Here is a 16,150-nt window from a genome sequence, read left to right on the forward strand (position 1 = left end):
TTTTTGTCAAAGTAATAAATAAAAATCTTCCAACAGCCCACGAAACGACGAACTGTACGTACGGCCGTCGGTTTCGTAAATAAACAACTCTTTTTCAGTATTAGTTACAGTCTCCTTTTCCCCATAAACATAAGTACTGAGCTTTCGGAAAGGTCGGCGGCCCGGCTGGTGGGTCAGCAGCAATTCCCGAAAAGGTACCCAGCCCTGCGCCCCGGCCAGGAGCCGCAGCTGTTCGCTTTCCTCTACCGGCAGCAGCACATTCCAAACGCCACTCTTTTTCAAGAGTCTGGTTACCGCATTCAGCAGGTCGGTGAAACCTAGTTCCTGCGCATGGTGCGCCTGGTTAATTCCCGCATCCGGCGACCGCAGGTCCGATTGGTAGAAGGGCGGATTGGTAATGAGACAGTCGTAGGGTACTTCCGGCTCAAAAGCCTGAATGGAGGTACTTAGTACCCTGACCCGCTCCGCAAACGGACTGGCCGCCACATTTTCCCGCGCCTGCGCCGCCGCCGCCGCATCCAGTTCAACGGCATCTACCCAAACCCGGGGGTACCTTTGGGCCACCATCAGGGAAAGCAGCCCGGTACCCGTCCCAATATCAAGAATTCGAGTTGAAGTACTTAAAGTACCAGCATTAACCTGACTATTTACCACCGCCCAGGCCCCCAGCACGCAGGCGTCGGTACATACTTTCATGGCGCAGCGGTCCTGCTGAATGGTAAACTGCTTAAACCGAAAAGAATGATTACGCGGCATTGGGTTCAGGTGATTCGTGGCACGGCTTTGAGCCGTGCCACGGGTTTTTATAAAACTTGTCCTTTACTAATTGCAAACTGCTTAAACCGAAAAGAGTGGTTACGCGGCATGGGCGGGAGTTGAATGGCACATCTGGTAACGGTGGCACGGCTTTGAGCCGTGCCACCGTTTGGCAGTTTTGTTTATTTGCGACCGAAATCGGCGGGATTTTCGCCCCAGTACTCGGTTTCCCATTTCAGAATCTTGTTGGAAAAGGTGTTGTCGGCCAGCCAGCGCTCGGCCCGTTGCAGCATTTCAAAAACCGGCTTGTTACGCGGGGTAAGTACCAATTTTGTATTGGCGTGTTTTTTTTTGACCCAGCTGATGGCCGTTCGGGAGTCGGAGTAAATGGGCAGGTCGGACTGGTGCTTCTGCAGGTAGGCCAGTCCGTGTACTATGGCCAGAAACTCCCCGATGTTATTGGTAGCGTCCGCAAAGGGCCCCTGTAAAAATATACGTTCGCCGGTACGTAGGTACACTCCCTGGTACTCCATATCGCCACTTGCGGTATTCCAGGCGGCATCTACAGCGATACTGTCTTTTATGGGCTGGCCCACACTGGCAGGTGCTTCATTGGTGGCAGGAGCGGTTTCTTTTTTACTTACAAACTCCCAGTAGTTGCGGTGTATGGCGGCCTCGGCTTCTTTCAGTGAATCAAAAGATTTATAGCGGGCTTCGGGAAAGCCTTTGATCTGGGCCTCGCATTCCTTCCAGTCGGTAAACACGCCCGTCTGACGCCCCTGCCAGACCACATAGTACTTTTGCTTCTTTGCCATTGTACCGCAAATAAAACACTCCTACGGGTTTTTTGGTAGTTTATACAGATATTTGCGATTCAAGCCTCAACCTTACTACCTGCGCTCCTCATGAAAACTGAGTTCAAATACGCTGCTATTCTGACTGGTATCCTGTTTTTCTGGTTGCTTCTGGAATTCTGGATTGGATTTCACGATGCCCTGGTTGATTACCTCCCCATCACCTCACTACTGACTATCCTGATTTGGGCGCTTGTACTTAACCGGGAAATAAAAGAGAAGAAAAACCTGCCCACCAGTACCCACTGGAACTACGGCCGGAGCTTCCGGACTGCCTTCCTGACTACCCTGCTGGCGCTCCCCCTGCTGCTGCTTTCCCGCTGGCTTTTTTATAACCTTATTAATCCTGATTTTTTTAACAATATCATGATCAAAGGCCGCGAGTGGATTTCGGTTTCAGCGCCTACGGAGGATAATTTCAACAGCTCCGTAAAAATGATGGAAGATTACTTCCAGATGAAGTCCTACCAGAGCGTTACCCTGGTTTTCAATGCGGTAACCGGCCTGGTGCTATCGTCTCTGCTGCCTTTATTTCACAAAAAATAAGAGGTACCTGCCAACTACCGGGTATTTTCCTCCCACACCTGCACCAGGTGTACGATTACATCCACGGCTTTTTCCATATCCTGCACCGACACCCACTCCAGACGGGAATGAAAGGCATGCTCCCCGGCGAAAATATTCGGACAGGGCAGCCCCATAAACGAAAGCCGGGAGCCATCGGTACCGCCCCTGATGCTGCGCCGCTCCGGCTGCAGACCGGCCCGCCGAATGGCTTCCAGCGCGTACTCTACTACGGCGGGGTGCTGGTCCAGAACTACCTTCATATTACGGTACTGCTCCTTTACTTCCAGGCGGGCTTTTGAGTTAGGGTACTGGAGCAGTACCTGGTCCAGTAATGTCTGTAGGTAGGCCTCCTTTTCCTGTAGTCCTTCTTCGCTAAAATCCCGGATAATAAAGTCAATAGTGGCTTTTTCCTGAATACCTTCCAGATGAACGGGGTGAATAAAGCCTTCCATTCCTTCCGTAGTCTCGGGCGACAGCTCGTCTTTGGGCAGGGCTGCCAGCAGGTCAGCGGCAATTTTCAGCGCATTTTCCAGTTTGCCTTTGGCAAAGCCCGGGTGCGTACTTACGCCTTCAATGGTAATAAGTACTCCATCGGCTGAAAAGGTTTCGTCCTCCAGGGTACCTACCGTTTCGCCATCCAGGGTGTACCCATAGTCGGCTCCGAGCTTTTCGAGGTCTACTTTTTCGGTGCCCCGACCTACCTCCTCGTCCGGCGTAAACAGAATTTTTATTACCCCATGTTTTACCTCGGGATGCTGGATAAGGTACTCGGCCGCGGCCATAATTTCGGCTATGCCAGCTTTGTTGTCCGCCCCCAGCAAGGTAGTACCGCTCGCGGTCACGATGTCGTTTCCAATCTGGTTTTCCAGATCCGGGTGTTCGGAGCGGCGTAGTACCTGATTTTTATCCTGAGGCAAAATAATATCACTACCGTCCCAATTACGATGAACAATAGGCTCTACCCCGGCTCCGGTCACGTCGGGTGAGGTGTCGACGTGGGAGCAAAGGCAGATAACCGGTACGTTGGTTTTGCTGCTCGTGGCCGGTAGGGTCGCGTATACGTAACCGTGTTCGTCCAGGTGCGCGTCTTCCACGCCCAGTTCCTGCAGCTCGGCTACCAGCAGCTGACTCAGGTTCCGCTGCTTTTCGGTGGAGGGAAAACTGGTCGAATGCGGGTCCGACTGGGTATCAATGGTGACGTATTTCAGGAAGCGCTCGAGTACGGTAGACATAGGCCTATTATTTTGTGATTGGGTGAATGAGAGATTGAGAGAATGTCCTAAACCAGCTATTCTCCCTGCGTACTCACGGACACTGCCCTGGTTATTTCTCTATTCCTTTCCTTTCTAGTATGCCAACCAGATTAGCCGGTGAGTAGTTAACGTTTTTAAGTGTTTTATTGTCAATGGTACGGTACACGAGGTACTTGCCGTTGTCTTCTTTGTAGTAGCACTCGGTACCCTGAGCGGTGTAGTGCGCTACGGTGCCTTCGGCTTCCTCCACCGAGTTGCAGGCTTTGGACATATTGGACCGCTGTACCTCATCAAACAGCTCCCGGAATTTCTCCCCCAGCCCAAACTCCAGCACCGCGCCGGAAAGTACGTACTGCAGGTCACAGAGCGCGTCGGCTACTTCGACAATATCCTTTTCCAGAATGGCTACTTCCAGCTCTTTCAGCTCTTCGGCCAGCAACGCCACCCGCAGACGACTACGCTCTTCGGCCGGTATTTGGGGGGAGTCCAGTATGGGGTGTTTAAATGTACGGTGAAATTCAGCTACCTGATTGAGGCTATCTAGTTGTTGCATGGTTGGTAAGTTATTAGCTATTAGTTGGTTAGGCATTAGCCTAAATTTAATATTTATTCACACAAAAGTTAAGGTTGAGCAGGATTAAACAGGCCAACTAGTCCCCTATTCCCTTTTACATAAAATTTTCTTTAAATATCTTGATAGAGATGGCCAGCAGGATAATTCCGAAAACCCGCCTCAGAATATCAGCACCGGCTTTTCCGAGCTTTCTTTCCAGCCAGGTTGACGATTTCAAGACCATAAACACCAGCACCAGGTTGAGCAGTATGCCAATCAGGATGTTCGGGATGTCGTAAGCGGCCCGCAGGGTAATGAGGGTAGTCATGGTACCGGCTCCGGCAATAAGCGGGAAAGCAATGGGTACTATAGAAGCCGTTCCGGTGTCAATGTTGTCGTGGCGGAAGATGCTCCGACCCAGAATCATTTCAAGGCCCAGGAGGAAGATTATGAGCGCGCCCGCTACGGCAAAGGAAGCGACGTCTACCCCAAACAGACTCAGGATGCGCTCGCCCAGAAACAGGAAAACGACCATGATAAGGCCTGCTACCAGGGTTGCTTTTTCGGATTGGATGTGTCCCGTTTTCTGGCGTAAATCCACGATGAGGGGTACCGAGCCGATAATATCAATGACTGAAAATAAAATAAGCGTAACCGAAATGATTTCTTTGAAGCTGAACATACCGAGGAAGGCCTGAATTGGTTGCCTCCGCAAAGTTGAATAAATATTTGATAATGTCGCGTGTCGGCGGTTGATTGTGGAGTTGAATAAAAGAGGTGGCCGCCATGCTTCTCTTTGCTGCTTTCCTCCCAGGGTACCTTATTTTAGGTTAATTAGGAATAAAATTCAGGAAGGAATTGAATTGCTGCTGGTAGCACTCGTTGTCCACCATGTAAAGGAAAGCGCCCTTTTTGGAAAATCCTTTCTGTTTTTCTTTGAGCTTTATCAAGAGGTTGGTAGACAAAATTTTCCGGCTGAAATTCCGCTTATCAAACGAAGTATCAAAAATGGCTTCGTAAAGTTTCTGTAACTGCGGAATGGTAAATTTTTCGGGTAGCAGTTCAAACCCGATCGGGTGCTGCGTGGCCTTGTAGCGGAGTTGCCGAATGGCCAGGTCGACCATGGCGCGGTGGTCAAAAAGCAGACTCGGCAGCTCGTGCATCGAAAACCAGTGCGCCTCGTACGAATCGGAGATTTTTTCCTGGTAATCGTTTACGTTGATGAGCGCAAAGTAGGCCACGGCCACGGTACGTTCGACGGGATCGCGGCGGGGGGCGCCAAAAGTATAAAGTTGCTCGAGGTAAATATCGGTAAGTCCGGTGAGCTGGTACAGGATGCGGCTAGCCGACTCTTCCAGCCCTTCGTCCGGCTGGAGCCATCCGCCCATCAGCGACCAGGTAACGTCGTTTTCTTCAACGCCCCGCTTGACTAGTAATAGTTTCATGTCATCGCCATCAAACCCAAATATAATGGAATCAAGGGCAACCAGGCATTTAATTTGTGCCTGGTACTGCTCTAACATTCTGGTTGTCACACTAATAGAAGAGAAGGGTAGGTACTTGTTTTACTATAAAGGTAAGTCAGGTTGAAATACTACTCTTTTCATGGGTTTGATTGCCTCCGCAGGAAGTCTTTCAGGTAATCCAGTTCGTGCTCTTCCAGGGCCGGAAAATTTGCAATCCGGAAGGTAGTTTCTTTCCAGGGACCGTAGCCGCTTCCCAACATAATACCAGCCTCCATGGCTCCTTTTTTTAAGTACTTAACCCGTTCGCCGGTTTCTTCTACCGCCATAACTGTGGTGGAGCGCACGCCCGGTTCCTGCACCAGTGGCTTGTATTTGTTTGATTCCAGGAAGTGGTACCATTGGGCGGCCCGGTTTTCGGTTTGCCGGTGGATTTCCCCGAGGGAGGGTACCTGTTCCATCACCCGTCCCAGCAGGTATATACCCAGGGTATTGGGGGTATGAGGACTCTGGTGTTTCTGAAAATTTTCCCGGATGTAGAGCAGACTATTGTAATGGTTGCGGGAGCCAAGCTGTTCCGCTCGCTCAATGGCCCGGGGCGATACAATCATGATGCCCAGGCCCGGCGGCAGGCCAAAGCATTTCTGCACGGAGGCGTACCATACATCGGCGACGCTCCAGTCCATCAATACCCCTCCCATCGAAGACGTAGCATCCACCGCGATGAGCTCATCCGTCTGGTTTCGCAGGTCCTTCAAAAAATGCCCCGGCAGCATGGTACCGTTGGAGGTTTCGCTGTGGGTCAGGCATACTACCTCGGCTCCCGGAAGTTCGGTACTAAGCTTTTTGGGGTCAGGAAGTTCATGGAGATTAAATTCAAAGGGCCGCGCCCGGGGACACAGCCGGTGCGTGTATTCGTACCATTTTTTTCCAAAGGCCCCGTTGTACAGGTGCAGGCTTTGGCAGTTCAGGAGCGACTGGGCTATGATTTCCCAACACTCAGTGGCCGAAGAAGTAAAGTATATTTCGTAGTCGGACGGCAGGTCCAGCTTGCGGTGCAGCTGCCCGAATACATTCTCCAGCATCGACATGAAGGCGTCGCTCCGGTGGTTCATACTCAGTATTCCCGACTGGTATGCATCGGCAAGGTACTGCTCCACCTGCGGGTAAATCTTGGACGGACCGGGGTAAAAGGTAATCATCAGGTTAGGTATTAATAATTAAGCGACAGGACTACTGGCTTCAACAATTTAAAACAGTACTTGTTGTCCAGGTACTATCAGGGTGGAAATTACAAAGTCCGCAATCCATATTCATCAAAGGGTACATCTCTCCACTCATTCCGGATAAATACCCGGACGGTTTTATAGCCAACCTGTTGCAGTTGCCTGGCCGTTTCGGCAAAGGCAAGGGTAATTTCTGCGGGGCCATGACTGTCCGAATTGATCATGACCGGAATCCCCTTCGCCCTCATCCTTTCCAGTATTGCCACCGATGGATAGGTTTCCAGCCCTTTTTTGTATACGCCTCGTGTGTTGACCTCCACGATACATCCGGCCTCGGCCATGGCTTCCAGGGTCTTTTCTACCTCCGCCAGGTACCAGTCCGACTGCTCATCAAAGAGGCTGTTGTTGGTATTGTGAATTTTGATTTTGTCCAGGTGACCCACAATATCCGGGCGGTCCTCCCGGACCATCCGGCGAATCAGTCCGTAGTACTGTTGAATTACCGACCGAATATCGCCCCCGTGCACCTCTACCAGTCCTTTTACAAAACCAGCCGTAGCTCCGTCAATTTCCCAGGGATTACCATCCCAATTAAGGCCCAGGTAGTGCACAGAACCAATGGTAAAATCGAGTTGAGGAACATAGTCGGACGGCCCGCAAAGGCCGGGTATATAGTCTATCTCCAGGCCCACGTACAGTTCAATCTGGTCGGCGTACTTCTGCTTCAGGGCTCTGGTTTCGGCCAGGTACCCGTCCAGCCGATCCTGCTTCATACTCCACAAATTAACAAACGGAACCGGGCAATGGGTAGAAAAACCAAATACCGCCACGCCCTGCCGCAGGGCAGCCTGCACCTGGGCTTCGGGCGACTCAACGCCGTCGCAGTAGTGGCTGTGGCTGTGGTAATTGGTCCAGAATGATTTCATACTGTACAAACGGATAGATTGGTACTCTCCCTAAAAGTACTGTGCCTACCAGTCATAACGTACACTGACCCACAAACTCCGGCCCACTCCGGCCACTCCCGAACCGTGCGTGCGGTAGGCTTCGTTGAAAAGGTTCTGCAGCTCCGAAGAAATACTCAAACGGTTCCAGCTATGACCCGCCGACAGATTTATGACATTCCAGCCGGGGGTACCTCCCGCAGGGATACGGTTATCTTCCATATCACCTTTGGCGAGCCGGTCCTGCCGGGCCGCCGACCACCACTCGGCCCGCGCCCACGTGCGGGCCGTAGGCTGGTACCTGAGCCCGGCCATACCGTGCAGGGGAGGAATGCGGCGGAAGGGTTCCCGGGCGGAAATATTCTGGCCGTAGGTATGGGTGAGGTACCCGGAGGCAATCCATTTTTGATGAACCAGCCATTCTGCCTCCGCTTCCAGCCCCCGAATAAAAGCATGGGCCATATTCTGCTTCAGGTAAACGGGGTACCCCTGCCGCACCTCCTCCGTTTTGACCCGGCTGATGATGTCTTTCAACTGATTATGGTACACCACCAGCGAGGTTGAAAAGTGGGGGGTCCTTAGTTTTATCCCTACTTCCTTATTGAGTCCCCGTTCCGGGCGCAGGTTACTATTAGGTACTTCATACCTGAAATCAACAATGCCCAGGGTACCTAAGTCATCAATATTGGGAGCCCTAAACGTAGAGTTAACCCCGGCAATGACCCGCAGGAACGGCCGGAGCGCGTAGGATACACCCGCGTTGCCTACCCAGGCTGAAGGCTGAATACTAACTGATCCCAGGTCTTTGTCAGGGATTTGGATGGCGAATGTGTTATACCGGCCACCTCCGGTGAGGGTAAGGCGGGAGAAGGTAAAGGTATGTAATGAATAAAAAGCCAGGTTACTCAAACTGGCCTGGTCGGGGTAAAGGCCCCGCCTTATGGGCGGAGGCGAACTGATAAATGGACTGGTATCAAGGCGCCAGCTTTTTACCTGGTCGAAGTACCATTCGGCCCCCGTCTGAATTTTCCAGTACTCGGCTGGCTGACTGGTGAAGGAAGCAAGAGCGCCTTTGGTAACAACCTCATCCTGCTCGAAGGTAGTTAGAGCTGCTCCATTTTTCCGGCTTTGTCGGCTTTCGGTGGTCTTTTGCGCAAGCGCCGTCACCTGCCAGCTGGTCAGCCATCGGGCAGCTCCGTAGCCTTCCAGCCGCGCGTAACTGAGCATCCGCTTCTGCGGGTCAAACTGATTAACGGCGAAGTTTTCTAACTGTACCTTGTGGAATACCGGTACACTGTCCTGCTGGAGGTTCTGGTAGGCCACCGTAAGCAGTACCTTTGAGTTCAGTCGAAGGCGGGTCTTTACATCCGCTGACCACTGCTGGTAGCCGGTTGGGCTTTGCCGGCCAATGCTGCGTCCGGCTATCAAATCACCAAAATTGCGGTACGAGAATCCGCCCTGTACAGCCACCTTCTGACTACTTACTCCCAGGGCCAACCGTCCCGATTGCTCCATACCCCCACTCATCCAGCGGGTCAGGGCGGTACCTTTCAGTTGCCTCCGTTCACTGAATTGGGGAGTCTGGGTGAGTACATTAATAGTACCACCAATGGCGTCGGTTCCGTACTGCACTGAGCCGCCGCCTCGTACTACCTCAATCCGGTCGAGCGACAACGGGTCAATGGTATTGAGGTACTGGTTGGGCCCGGAACGAAAGGTGGCGTTGTTAAGCCTGATTCCGTCAACCAGCAGGAGGGTTTGCTGTCCGGTCAGTCCCCGAACAAAGGGTGAACCGCCGCCATGGTTGGTTTTTTGGACAAACAGGCCCGACTGCCCCATCAGGAGCTCGGGCGTGGAGCGTACGTTACTTTGCAGCAGGTCCCGCCGGGTAAGTACGGTAATGGCTTCGGGACGTTCGAATTGGTTGGTCTGGTACCGCTGGGCCGTTACTACCACTTCCTCATTGAGCTGAATAGTAGCCGGGGAAAGTACTATGTCGTGCGTCTGGTCCGCAGCGCCCCTGATTTCCTGCGCATGGTTTTCATAGCCCACCGAAGAAAAAACTACGTTGAGGTTTGCCTCCTTCGGAAGTTTTACCTGATAATTCCCCCGGCGGTCGGAGGTAGTACCCAGGGTACTGTTGCTGATTTGTACATGTACCCCCGAAACCGGCCGACCGGTCTGGGCGTCGGTTATATGCCCGCGAAGGGTTTGGGAATACGATTTAAAAGAAAAAATTAACAGAAAAGAAAAGAGATGAAACTTGCTCATGAGTTAGTACCAGAAGAGTTTTTCCAGAAATGCGGCCACCAAAGATGTTATTTTAAGACCAAAAAACGTACTATCGGCCGGTTAACTTTATGTAATATTTCCGGCCACTGTATTCAAACTACCTCTTTCAGAGAGTCAGAAACCGGATGTGGAGGTACTGCAATTTCCTGACCGATAGGGGTTACTGACCCGAGGGTTGTCATAGTCAGGTCAATACTTAATTCAAACTGCTATGAAAAAGATACTACACATTAGTTTTCTGCTCCTGGTCGTCGGCCTTTCTAACCAACTTTGTCACGCCCAAAGCTACCAGACCGGGGTGGGGATTCGACTGGGAAATACGGGTGGACTTTCGGTTAAGCACTTTGTGGATGGCCGCCGGGCCGTAGAGGGTATTCTCAGCACGCGCTGGCGGAGCCTGGGTGTAACGGGGCTGCTGGAGTGGCATAAGGAGGCCTTCCAAACCCCCGGCCTGAACTTCTACTACGGTGTGGGTGGGCACCTGTACCTGGGTGGTTACCGGCGTCGCTACTACGAGCGGAGCAGCGGCATTGGCATCGACGGTATTCTGGGGCTTGAGTACCAGCTTCGGCAGTCACCTATTTCCGGTAGCCTGGACTGGAAACCGGCCATTAACCTGATTGGCCGGGGTGGCTATCAGGAAGGGGGTCTGGCGCTGACGGTACGGTATGTGTTTTAAAGATGAAAGAGTGGATGAGTGAAAGAGCGAAATTACAGTGGTAATTGAGTAATGGCGGGTAATTGAATAATGAGAAAATATTGCCTGAGTGATAGATGTACTCACTTTCTTACGCGCGGCATCCCTCCTTTCTCTTTTCCCTTTTTTAACATTCTTTCGCTCTTTCACAATTCGCTCTTTACCCTAACAGGTACCTGACGGCCAGCTCGTAACCTTTCAGACCCAGGCCGCAAATCATGCCCTTGCAGCGGCTGGTAAGGTAGCTATGCTGCCGGAAGGACTCACGGGCGTGAATGTTGGAAATATGTACCTCCACGGCCGGGACCGGGACCGCCGACAGCGCATCAGCCAGGGCCACGGAGGTGTGGGTATAGCCTCCGGCATTGATAACGATACCATCAAACGAAAACCCGACTTCGTGAATCTTGTCAATCAGGGCACCTTCGTGGTTGGACTGAAAGTAGTGCAGCTCCACTTCCTGAAAAAGAGGTTTTAACGATCTAAAATACTCCTCAAATGACTGGTTGCCGTAAACGGTGGGTTCCCGCTTGCCGAGCAGGTTGAGGTTGGGTCCGTTCAGTATCAGGATTTGCTTCATCGGTAGGTGTTAGTTATTAGCAGTTAGCTGTTAGCTTTGTATTCTTGGCGCAGAAAAGCCCTTACCGGGTAGTATCGCTCTTTTTTTCGTACGACCTGACGGAAAACAACGCCTGCGAAAAAACAGCTAATTACTAACACCTAAAGGCTAACAGCTCTTATGTGGCAAAGCTACATTAAACATTTTAAAAATTACCTGCGGCTGGAACGCTCCCTGTCGGACAATTCCATTCAGGCCTACGTACACGACGCCGAAAAGCTGAGCGAGTACGTCGAGCTTTCGGGCCTGGGCACCTCCCCTACCGACCTTAAGGAAGAGCATCTGCTGGGTTTTCTGAAGTACCTGACCGAACTGGGCCTGTCGGCCCACTCCCAGGCGCGGCTGCTTTCGGGGGTAAAAGCCTTTTATAAGTACCTGTTGCTGGAAAATGCCATAACCCAGGACCCGACCGAGCTGATAGAGTCGCCCCGCCTGCCCCGCAAACTACCCGATGTACTCAGCTACCCGGAAATAGAGCGGATGCTGGAAGCCATTGACCACTCCACTCCCGAAGGTACCCGCAACCGCGCCATTCTGGAAGTACTTTATAGTTGCGGCCTGCGGGTAACTGAGCTGGTCAGTCTGCAGCTGACTAACTGCTACTTCGACATTGGTTTTCTGCGCATTATCGGAAAAGGCGATAAGGTACGTCTGGTACCTATCGGCCGCGACGCCATTAAGTACACCCAGCTCTACCTCGACCACGTTCGTTCCCAGCTGGATGTACAGAAGGAAAGCGAAGATATTCTGTTCCTTAACAAGCGGGGCGGACAGTTGTCACGGGTGATGATATTCATGATTATCAAGGACATAGCCGCGACCGCAGGAATCACCAAAAACGTAAGTCCGCATACCTTCCGCCACTCTTTTGCCACCCACCTGGTGGAGGGTGGGGCCAGTCTGCGGGCCGTGCAGGAGATGCTTGGTCACGAATCCATCACTACCACGGAAATCTATACCCACCTCGACCGTGACTACCTGCGCCAGATTATCACCGAATTTCATCCGAGGGCCTGAAGGGGGTATTTTTGAATGAGAGGAGGAGTGAATGAGTGAATTAGAAGAGGTGGGGTGGAGCATGAAGCTGCGGTACCTACATACAAACATGAAACTTCATCCCTACCTGATCACTGGTCATTGCTAACTGGTCACTGGTCCCTGTTTAACTGGTCATTGTTCACTGGTATACGTTTTTTAGATGAAATGGGTAATTGAATAAAATTATTTATCTAAACCTCAATTACCTATGCAATATCCAGATAGTGTTGAAGAACAAACCCAACCACAACAGCCCGGGATTGAGTCAGAAATGACTCCCGAGCCCATTGTTATTCGGGAAAATTATCGTGGGAGCGGAAAGCTGGAAGGAAAGACCGCCCTTATTACCGGCGGGGATAGTGGAATTGGTCGGTCAGTAGCGGTACATTTTGCCCGGGAAGGGGCCAATGTAGCCATTGTGTATCTGAATGAGGACGATGACGCTAAAAAAACCAAACAAATGGTAGAGGCCGAAGGCCGAAAGTGTCTGCTGCTACCGGGGGATATCCGAAACGAAAGCTTTTGTAAGGAAGCGGTAAAAAGAACGGTAAACGAATTGGGAAAACTAAACATCCTGGTCAACAATGCCGCCGAACAGCACCCTAAGGACGATATTCAGGAAATTTCGGCCGAGCAGTTGACCTCTACTTTTACGACCAATATTTTCTCGTTTTTCCACTTTACTCAGGCTGCCCTGAAGCACATGAGTGAAGGGGACTGCGTTATAAATACCACCTCGGTGACCGCTTACGAAGGCAGCCCGCAGCTACTTGACTACTCCTCTACCAAGGGGGCCATTGTAGCATTTACCCGTTCGCTATCGAAGAGTCTGGCCGAAAAGGGCATTCGTATCAATGCCGTAGCACCCGGTCCCATCTGGACTCCACTGATTCCGGCTACTTTTGACGAAGAAAAAGTGGGCAAGTTTGGTCAGAATACCCCCCTGGGGCGTCCCGGCCAGCCCTGTGAGGTAGCTACCTGCTACGTATTTCTGGCTGGTGAGGACGCTTCCTACATGACCGGACAGGTACTTCACCCCAACGGAGGCCGCGTAGTAAATGGCTAACCAGGTACTTAAAAACCAGAAAAGCCCACAACCGTATAAGTTGTGGGCTTTTCTGGTTTTTAGTCAGGCAGCAATCAGCTGTCTTTTACATTATCTTTTCCCAGAATAGAATCCAGAAGCAGGGTATCGGATGATAAAGGCAATGCTCCTGGCAGCGCCCGTTCCAGCTGCTTGGGTTTGTTCCAGGGGGCCGTGGTACGGCGGGCCATATCTACAGTAAGCAAGGCTACTATCAGCGTAAACACAACAAACACGATTACGAATATCTTCCGGTTACGGTTGGGTTCAGCCATAAGTCAGTGTTTTTCTCTGAATTGCTTGGGCGACTCATACTTAATGAAGGTCGCCATTTTGCCGGATACTTCCGCCCACGTTACATCTTCAAATTCAAATATGGCTACACTCCCTTTTTCCATGGACCCCACATCTGAGCGGGTCAGGTACTCGGAGAAGTAAGAAATGTCCGGATTATGGCCAAAAAGCATTAGTATCTGACAGTCCTCGGGGGTAGTGTTTACTGCCAGTAGGTACGCCTGCGGTCCGCCGTCATACATGTTATTACTTAACTCAATGGCATCCACATCAAAGTGCAGCTGCTCGGCCATGACCTTGGCGGTCTGATAGGCCCGGACGGCACTACTGGACACCATACGTTGTACTGTAATCTGTTTCAGAGCCAGGTGTCGACCCATTCGGGCTGCGTCCATCACTCCCCTGGGGGTAAGGTCCCTCTCGAAGTCTTTGAACATGGGAGCACGGTCTTCTGTGTGGGCATGCCGAACTAAGTATAGCGTTTTTTTCATAGATGGATTTTTGACAATATTACAACAAAACTACACACCCTATGTTATGGCTTTCCTGATTAAATTTAAGTACTCAGGCTGCTGAACCCATTATTTCGCCGTTTGTAACTATGTAATTACCTTTAAGCATAATTAGCTATGCTACAGGGAGCTTTTAATGTGTATTTTTGTTAAACTACTATACCTAATTCAACCTATTTTTTAGTTAAGTCTTTCTATGGTACAATTCCTGAAATATGTACTCGCTACTGTGGTGGGTATTTTTCTTTTTTCCTTCCTGTCCCTCATTCTGTTAATTGGTATCGGTTCCCTCTTTTCGGGCGACGATAAAGTGGTGATAAATAATAATTCCGTCCTGAAAATCGACCTCAATAAGCCGGTCCAGGAGGTAGGGGTAGAAAATCCATTCTCTGAATTTGCCAGTCCGTTCTTTAATCCTTCTAATGTCATCGGACTGAAGGATATTAGGGCCGCCCTTTCCTACGCCCGGGAAGACGACAACATAAAAGGGGTATACATCAAAGCCGAGTCTCCTTCGGCCGGATGGGCTACCCTGGAGGAAATCCGAAACGAGCTGCTGGAATTTAAGAAATCCGGCAAGTTTGTCTATTCCTACGCGGAGTACTACAGCGAAAAAGGGTACTACCTGGCTTCGGTGGCGGACAAAATTTACCTGAATCCGGCCGGTGGCATGGAATGGAACGGGTTGTCGGCCGAGTATGAATTTTACAAAGGTACCTTCGACAAGCTGGACATAAAACCCGTAGTGTTTCGGGTTGGTGAATTTAAAAGTGCCGTTGAGATGTTCTCCCGGAAAGACATGAGCGAGGCCAGCAAAAAACAAACGGCTGAGCTCCTGCAGGCCATCAATGGACATTTTATCAATAATGTAGCCCAGGCCCGCAAACTCACGCCCACTCGCCTGCTCGACCTGGCCGACTCCCTCACCATCCGGAATCCGGCCTCGGCCTTACTGAACAAACTGGTTACCCATGTAGCCTATCAGGATGAGTTTGAGAGCGCCATAAAAAAGCAGCTGAAACTGGATGATAAAAAGGACATCGAGTTTGTGTCGCTGAGCAAATATATGAAAGCCGACCACGGCACCCAGACCGGCGACTTTAACAATCGTATCGCGGTGATTGTGGCCGAAGGTGAGATAGTTTCCGGTGAAGGTGGGGACGGCGTTATCAGTTCGGAAAAAATGGTAAAGGAGCTGAAAAAGGCGCGGGAAAACGACAAGATAAAGGCGATAGTCCTTCGCATTAATTCACCCGGTGGCAGTTCACTGGCCTCTGATGTTATGTGGCGGGAAATAAAACTTACGGCCCAGAAAAAGCCGGTGATTGCCTCTATGTCCGACGTAGCCGCTTCGGGCGGGTACTATATGGCCATGGCCTGTGATACGATAATTGCCCAGCCCAATACCATTACGGGTTCCATCGGGATATTTGCCCTGCTCTTCAACGTAGAAGATTTCATGAATAACAAGCTGGGGATAACCTTTGACCGGGTCAAGACCAATAAACACGCCGACTGGCCTACCGTAACGCGTGAAATGACCGAATTTGAGAAGGAAATGTTCCAGAAAAGTGTAAACGAAGGCTACATGACTTTTACCCGTAAAGCGGCCGAAGGTCGTAATATGCAGGTGGAGCGCCTGCGCGAACTGGCGCAGGGACGGGTTTGGTCGGGAGTAGAAGCCAAAGCCAACGGTTTGGTTGATATTTTGGGCGGTCTGGATGAGGCTATCCTGGTGGCCGCCAAAGCCGCCAAACTCAACGAGGGCGATTACCGGGTACGTTTTTATCCGGAAAAAATTAATCCGCTGGAAGATTTAATGGGCAAGCTTACCGGCAGCACCGAAGAGAAGGCTATTGCCAAACAGCTCGGCGAGCTGGCTCCTTACGTGAAAATGTACCAGCAGGTGATGCGGATGGAAGGTATACAGGCCCGCCTGCCCTACGAGCTGAAGATTTATTAATAGCTGACGTAACTATTTTCAATAAAAAATGCCTT

The 16,150-nt window shown here is 51.0% G+C and carries 17 protein-coding genes; 5 read left to right on the forward strand and 12 right to left on the reverse strand.

The window, feature by feature from the left end; all coding sequences use genetic code 11:
* Positions 1-6 precede the first annotated feature (6 nt).
* Entirely contained in the window at positions 7-807 is an 801-nt protein-coding gene (locus tag VGN67_RS09945; RefSeq protein WP_327486784.1) for a tRNA1(Val) (adenine(37)-N6)-methyltransferase, read from the reverse strand.
* A 131-nt stretch (positions 808-938) separates the two neighbouring features.
* Positions 939-1,571 carry a ribonuclease H family protein gene (locus tag VGN67_RS09950; protein WP_327486663.1) on the reverse strand — a complete coding sequence of 211 codons (633 nt, stop codon included), beginning with the start codon at positions 1,569-1,571 and terminating at the stop codon, positions 939-941.
* Positions 1,572-1,661: 90 nt separating this feature from the next.
* Here VGN67_RS09950 and VGN67_RS09955 point away from each other — a divergent pair, with 90 nt between their 5' ends.
* On the forward strand, positions 1,662-2,156 hold the full coding sequence (locus VGN67_RS09955; RefSeq protein WP_327486664.1) for a DUF4199 domain-containing protein: 495 nt from the start codon (positions 1,662-1,664) through the stop codon (positions 2,154-2,156).
* A gap of 14 nt (positions 2,157-2,170) precedes the next feature.
* On the opposite strand, the gene pepT is transcribed toward VGN67_RS09955, so the two are convergent.
* The 7 genes from pepT to VGN67_RS09990 all read right to left on the reverse strand — a co-directional run bounded on the left by pepT (position 2,171) and on the right by VGN67_RS09990 (position 9,887).
* Complete coding sequence (gene pepT / locus VGN67_RS09960; protein ID WP_327486665.1) at positions 2,171-3,409, reverse strand: peptidase T; 1,239 nt, start codon at positions 3,407-3,409, stop codon at positions 2,171-2,173.
* Positions 3,410-3,500: 91 nt separating this feature from the next.
* Positions 3,501-3,983, reverse strand: coding sequence for a nucleoside triphosphate pyrophosphohydrolase family protein (locus tag VGN67_RS09965; RefSeq protein ID WP_327486666.1), 483 nt, complete (start codon positions 3,981-3,983; stop codon positions 3,501-3,503).
* A 115-nt stretch (positions 3,984-4,098) separates the two neighbouring features.
* Entirely contained in the window at positions 4,099-4,665 is a 567-nt protein-coding gene (locus tag VGN67_RS09970; RefSeq protein WP_327486667.1) for a MarC family protein, read from the reverse strand.
* A gap of 148 nt (positions 4,666-4,813) precedes the next feature.
* Positions 4,814-5,506, reverse strand: a complete 693-nt coding sequence (locus tag VGN67_RS09975) for an NUDIX hydrolase (protein WP_327486668.1) — start codon at positions 5,504-5,506, stop codon at positions 4,814-4,816.
* A gap of 80 nt (positions 5,507-5,586) precedes the next feature.
* The gene (locus VGN67_RS09980; protein ID WP_327486669.1) at positions 5,587-6,648 is read right to left on the reverse strand and encodes an aminotransferase class V-fold PLP-dependent enzyme; all 1,062 of its coding nucleotides are present in this window, start codon (positions 6,646-6,648) and stop codon (positions 5,587-5,589) included.
* 89 nt (positions 6,649-6,737) lie between these two features.
* Positions 6,738-7,598: a histidinol-phosphatase gene (locus tag VGN67_RS09985; RefSeq protein WP_327486670.1), complete on the reverse strand. Its 861-nt coding sequence runs from the start codon at positions 7,596-7,598 to the stop codon at positions 6,738-6,740.
* Between the two features lie 45 nt (positions 7,599-7,643).
* On the reverse strand, positions 7,644-9,887 hold the full coding sequence (locus VGN67_RS09990) for a TonB-dependent receptor (RefSeq protein WP_327486671.1): 2,244 nt from the start codon (positions 9,885-9,887) through the stop codon (positions 7,644-7,646).
* 232 nt (positions 9,888-10,119) lie between these two features.
* Here VGN67_RS09990 and VGN67_RS09995 point away from each other — a divergent pair, with 232 nt between their 5' ends.
* Complete coding sequence (locus VGN67_RS09995; RefSeq protein WP_327486672.1) at positions 10,120-10,587, forward strand: hypothetical protein; 468 nt, start codon at positions 10,120-10,122, stop codon at positions 10,585-10,587.
* A gap of 178 nt (positions 10,588-10,765) precedes the next feature.
* Here VGN67_RS09995 and aroQ read toward each other — a convergent pair whose 3' ends face one another.
* Positions 10,766-11,185, reverse strand: a complete 420-nt coding sequence (gene aroQ, locus VGN67_RS10000) for a type II 3-dehydroquinate dehydratase (RefSeq protein ID WP_327486673.1) — start codon at positions 11,183-11,185, stop codon at positions 10,766-10,768.
* Between the two features lie 159 nt (positions 11,186-11,344).
* Between aroQ and xerD the strand changes: the two genes are divergently transcribed.
* Together xerD and VGN67_RS10010 are read left to right on the forward strand one after the other, a co-directional pair.
* Positions 11,345-12,241 carry a site-specific tyrosine recombinase XerD gene (xerD, locus tag VGN67_RS10005; RefSeq protein WP_327486674.1) on the forward strand — a complete coding sequence of 299 codons (897 nt, stop codon included), beginning with the start codon at positions 11,345-11,347 and terminating at the stop codon, positions 12,239-12,241.
* Positions 12,242-12,470: 229 nt separating this feature from the next.
* The gene (locus VGN67_RS10010; RefSeq protein WP_327486675.1) at positions 12,471-13,328 is read left to right on the forward strand and encodes an SDR family oxidoreductase; all 858 of its coding nucleotides are present in this window, start codon (positions 12,471-12,473) and stop codon (positions 13,326-13,328) included.
* A gap of 74 nt (positions 13,329-13,402) precedes the next feature.
* Here VGN67_RS10010 and VGN67_RS10015 read toward each other — a convergent pair whose 3' ends face one another.
* Both VGN67_RS10015 and VGN67_RS10020 read right to left on the reverse strand, forming a co-directional pair.
* Positions 13,403-13,621, reverse strand: a complete 219-nt coding sequence (locus VGN67_RS10015; protein ID WP_327486676.1) for a hypothetical protein — start codon at positions 13,619-13,621, stop codon at positions 13,403-13,405.
* A gap of 3 nt (positions 13,622-13,624) precedes the next feature.
* A complete protein-coding gene (locus tag VGN67_RS10020) occupies positions 13,625-14,131 on the reverse strand; it encodes a SixA phosphatase family protein (RefSeq protein ID WP_327486677.1) in 507 nt (168 codons plus the stop codon).
* A 217-nt stretch (positions 14,132-14,348) separates the two neighbouring features.
* Here VGN67_RS10020 and sppA point away from each other — a divergent pair, with 217 nt between their 5' ends.
* Positions 14,349-16,115, forward strand: coding sequence for a signal peptide peptidase SppA (gene sppA, locus VGN67_RS10025; protein ID WP_327486678.1), 1,767 nt, complete (start codon positions 14,349-14,351; stop codon positions 16,113-16,115).
* The last annotated feature ends 35 nt before the right edge of the window (positions 16,116-16,150 follow it).

This window comes from Telluribacter sp., from assembly GCF_035998675.1.
Taxonomy (GTDB): Bacteria; Bacteroidota; Bacteroidia; order Cytophagales; family Spirosomataceae; genus Telluribacter.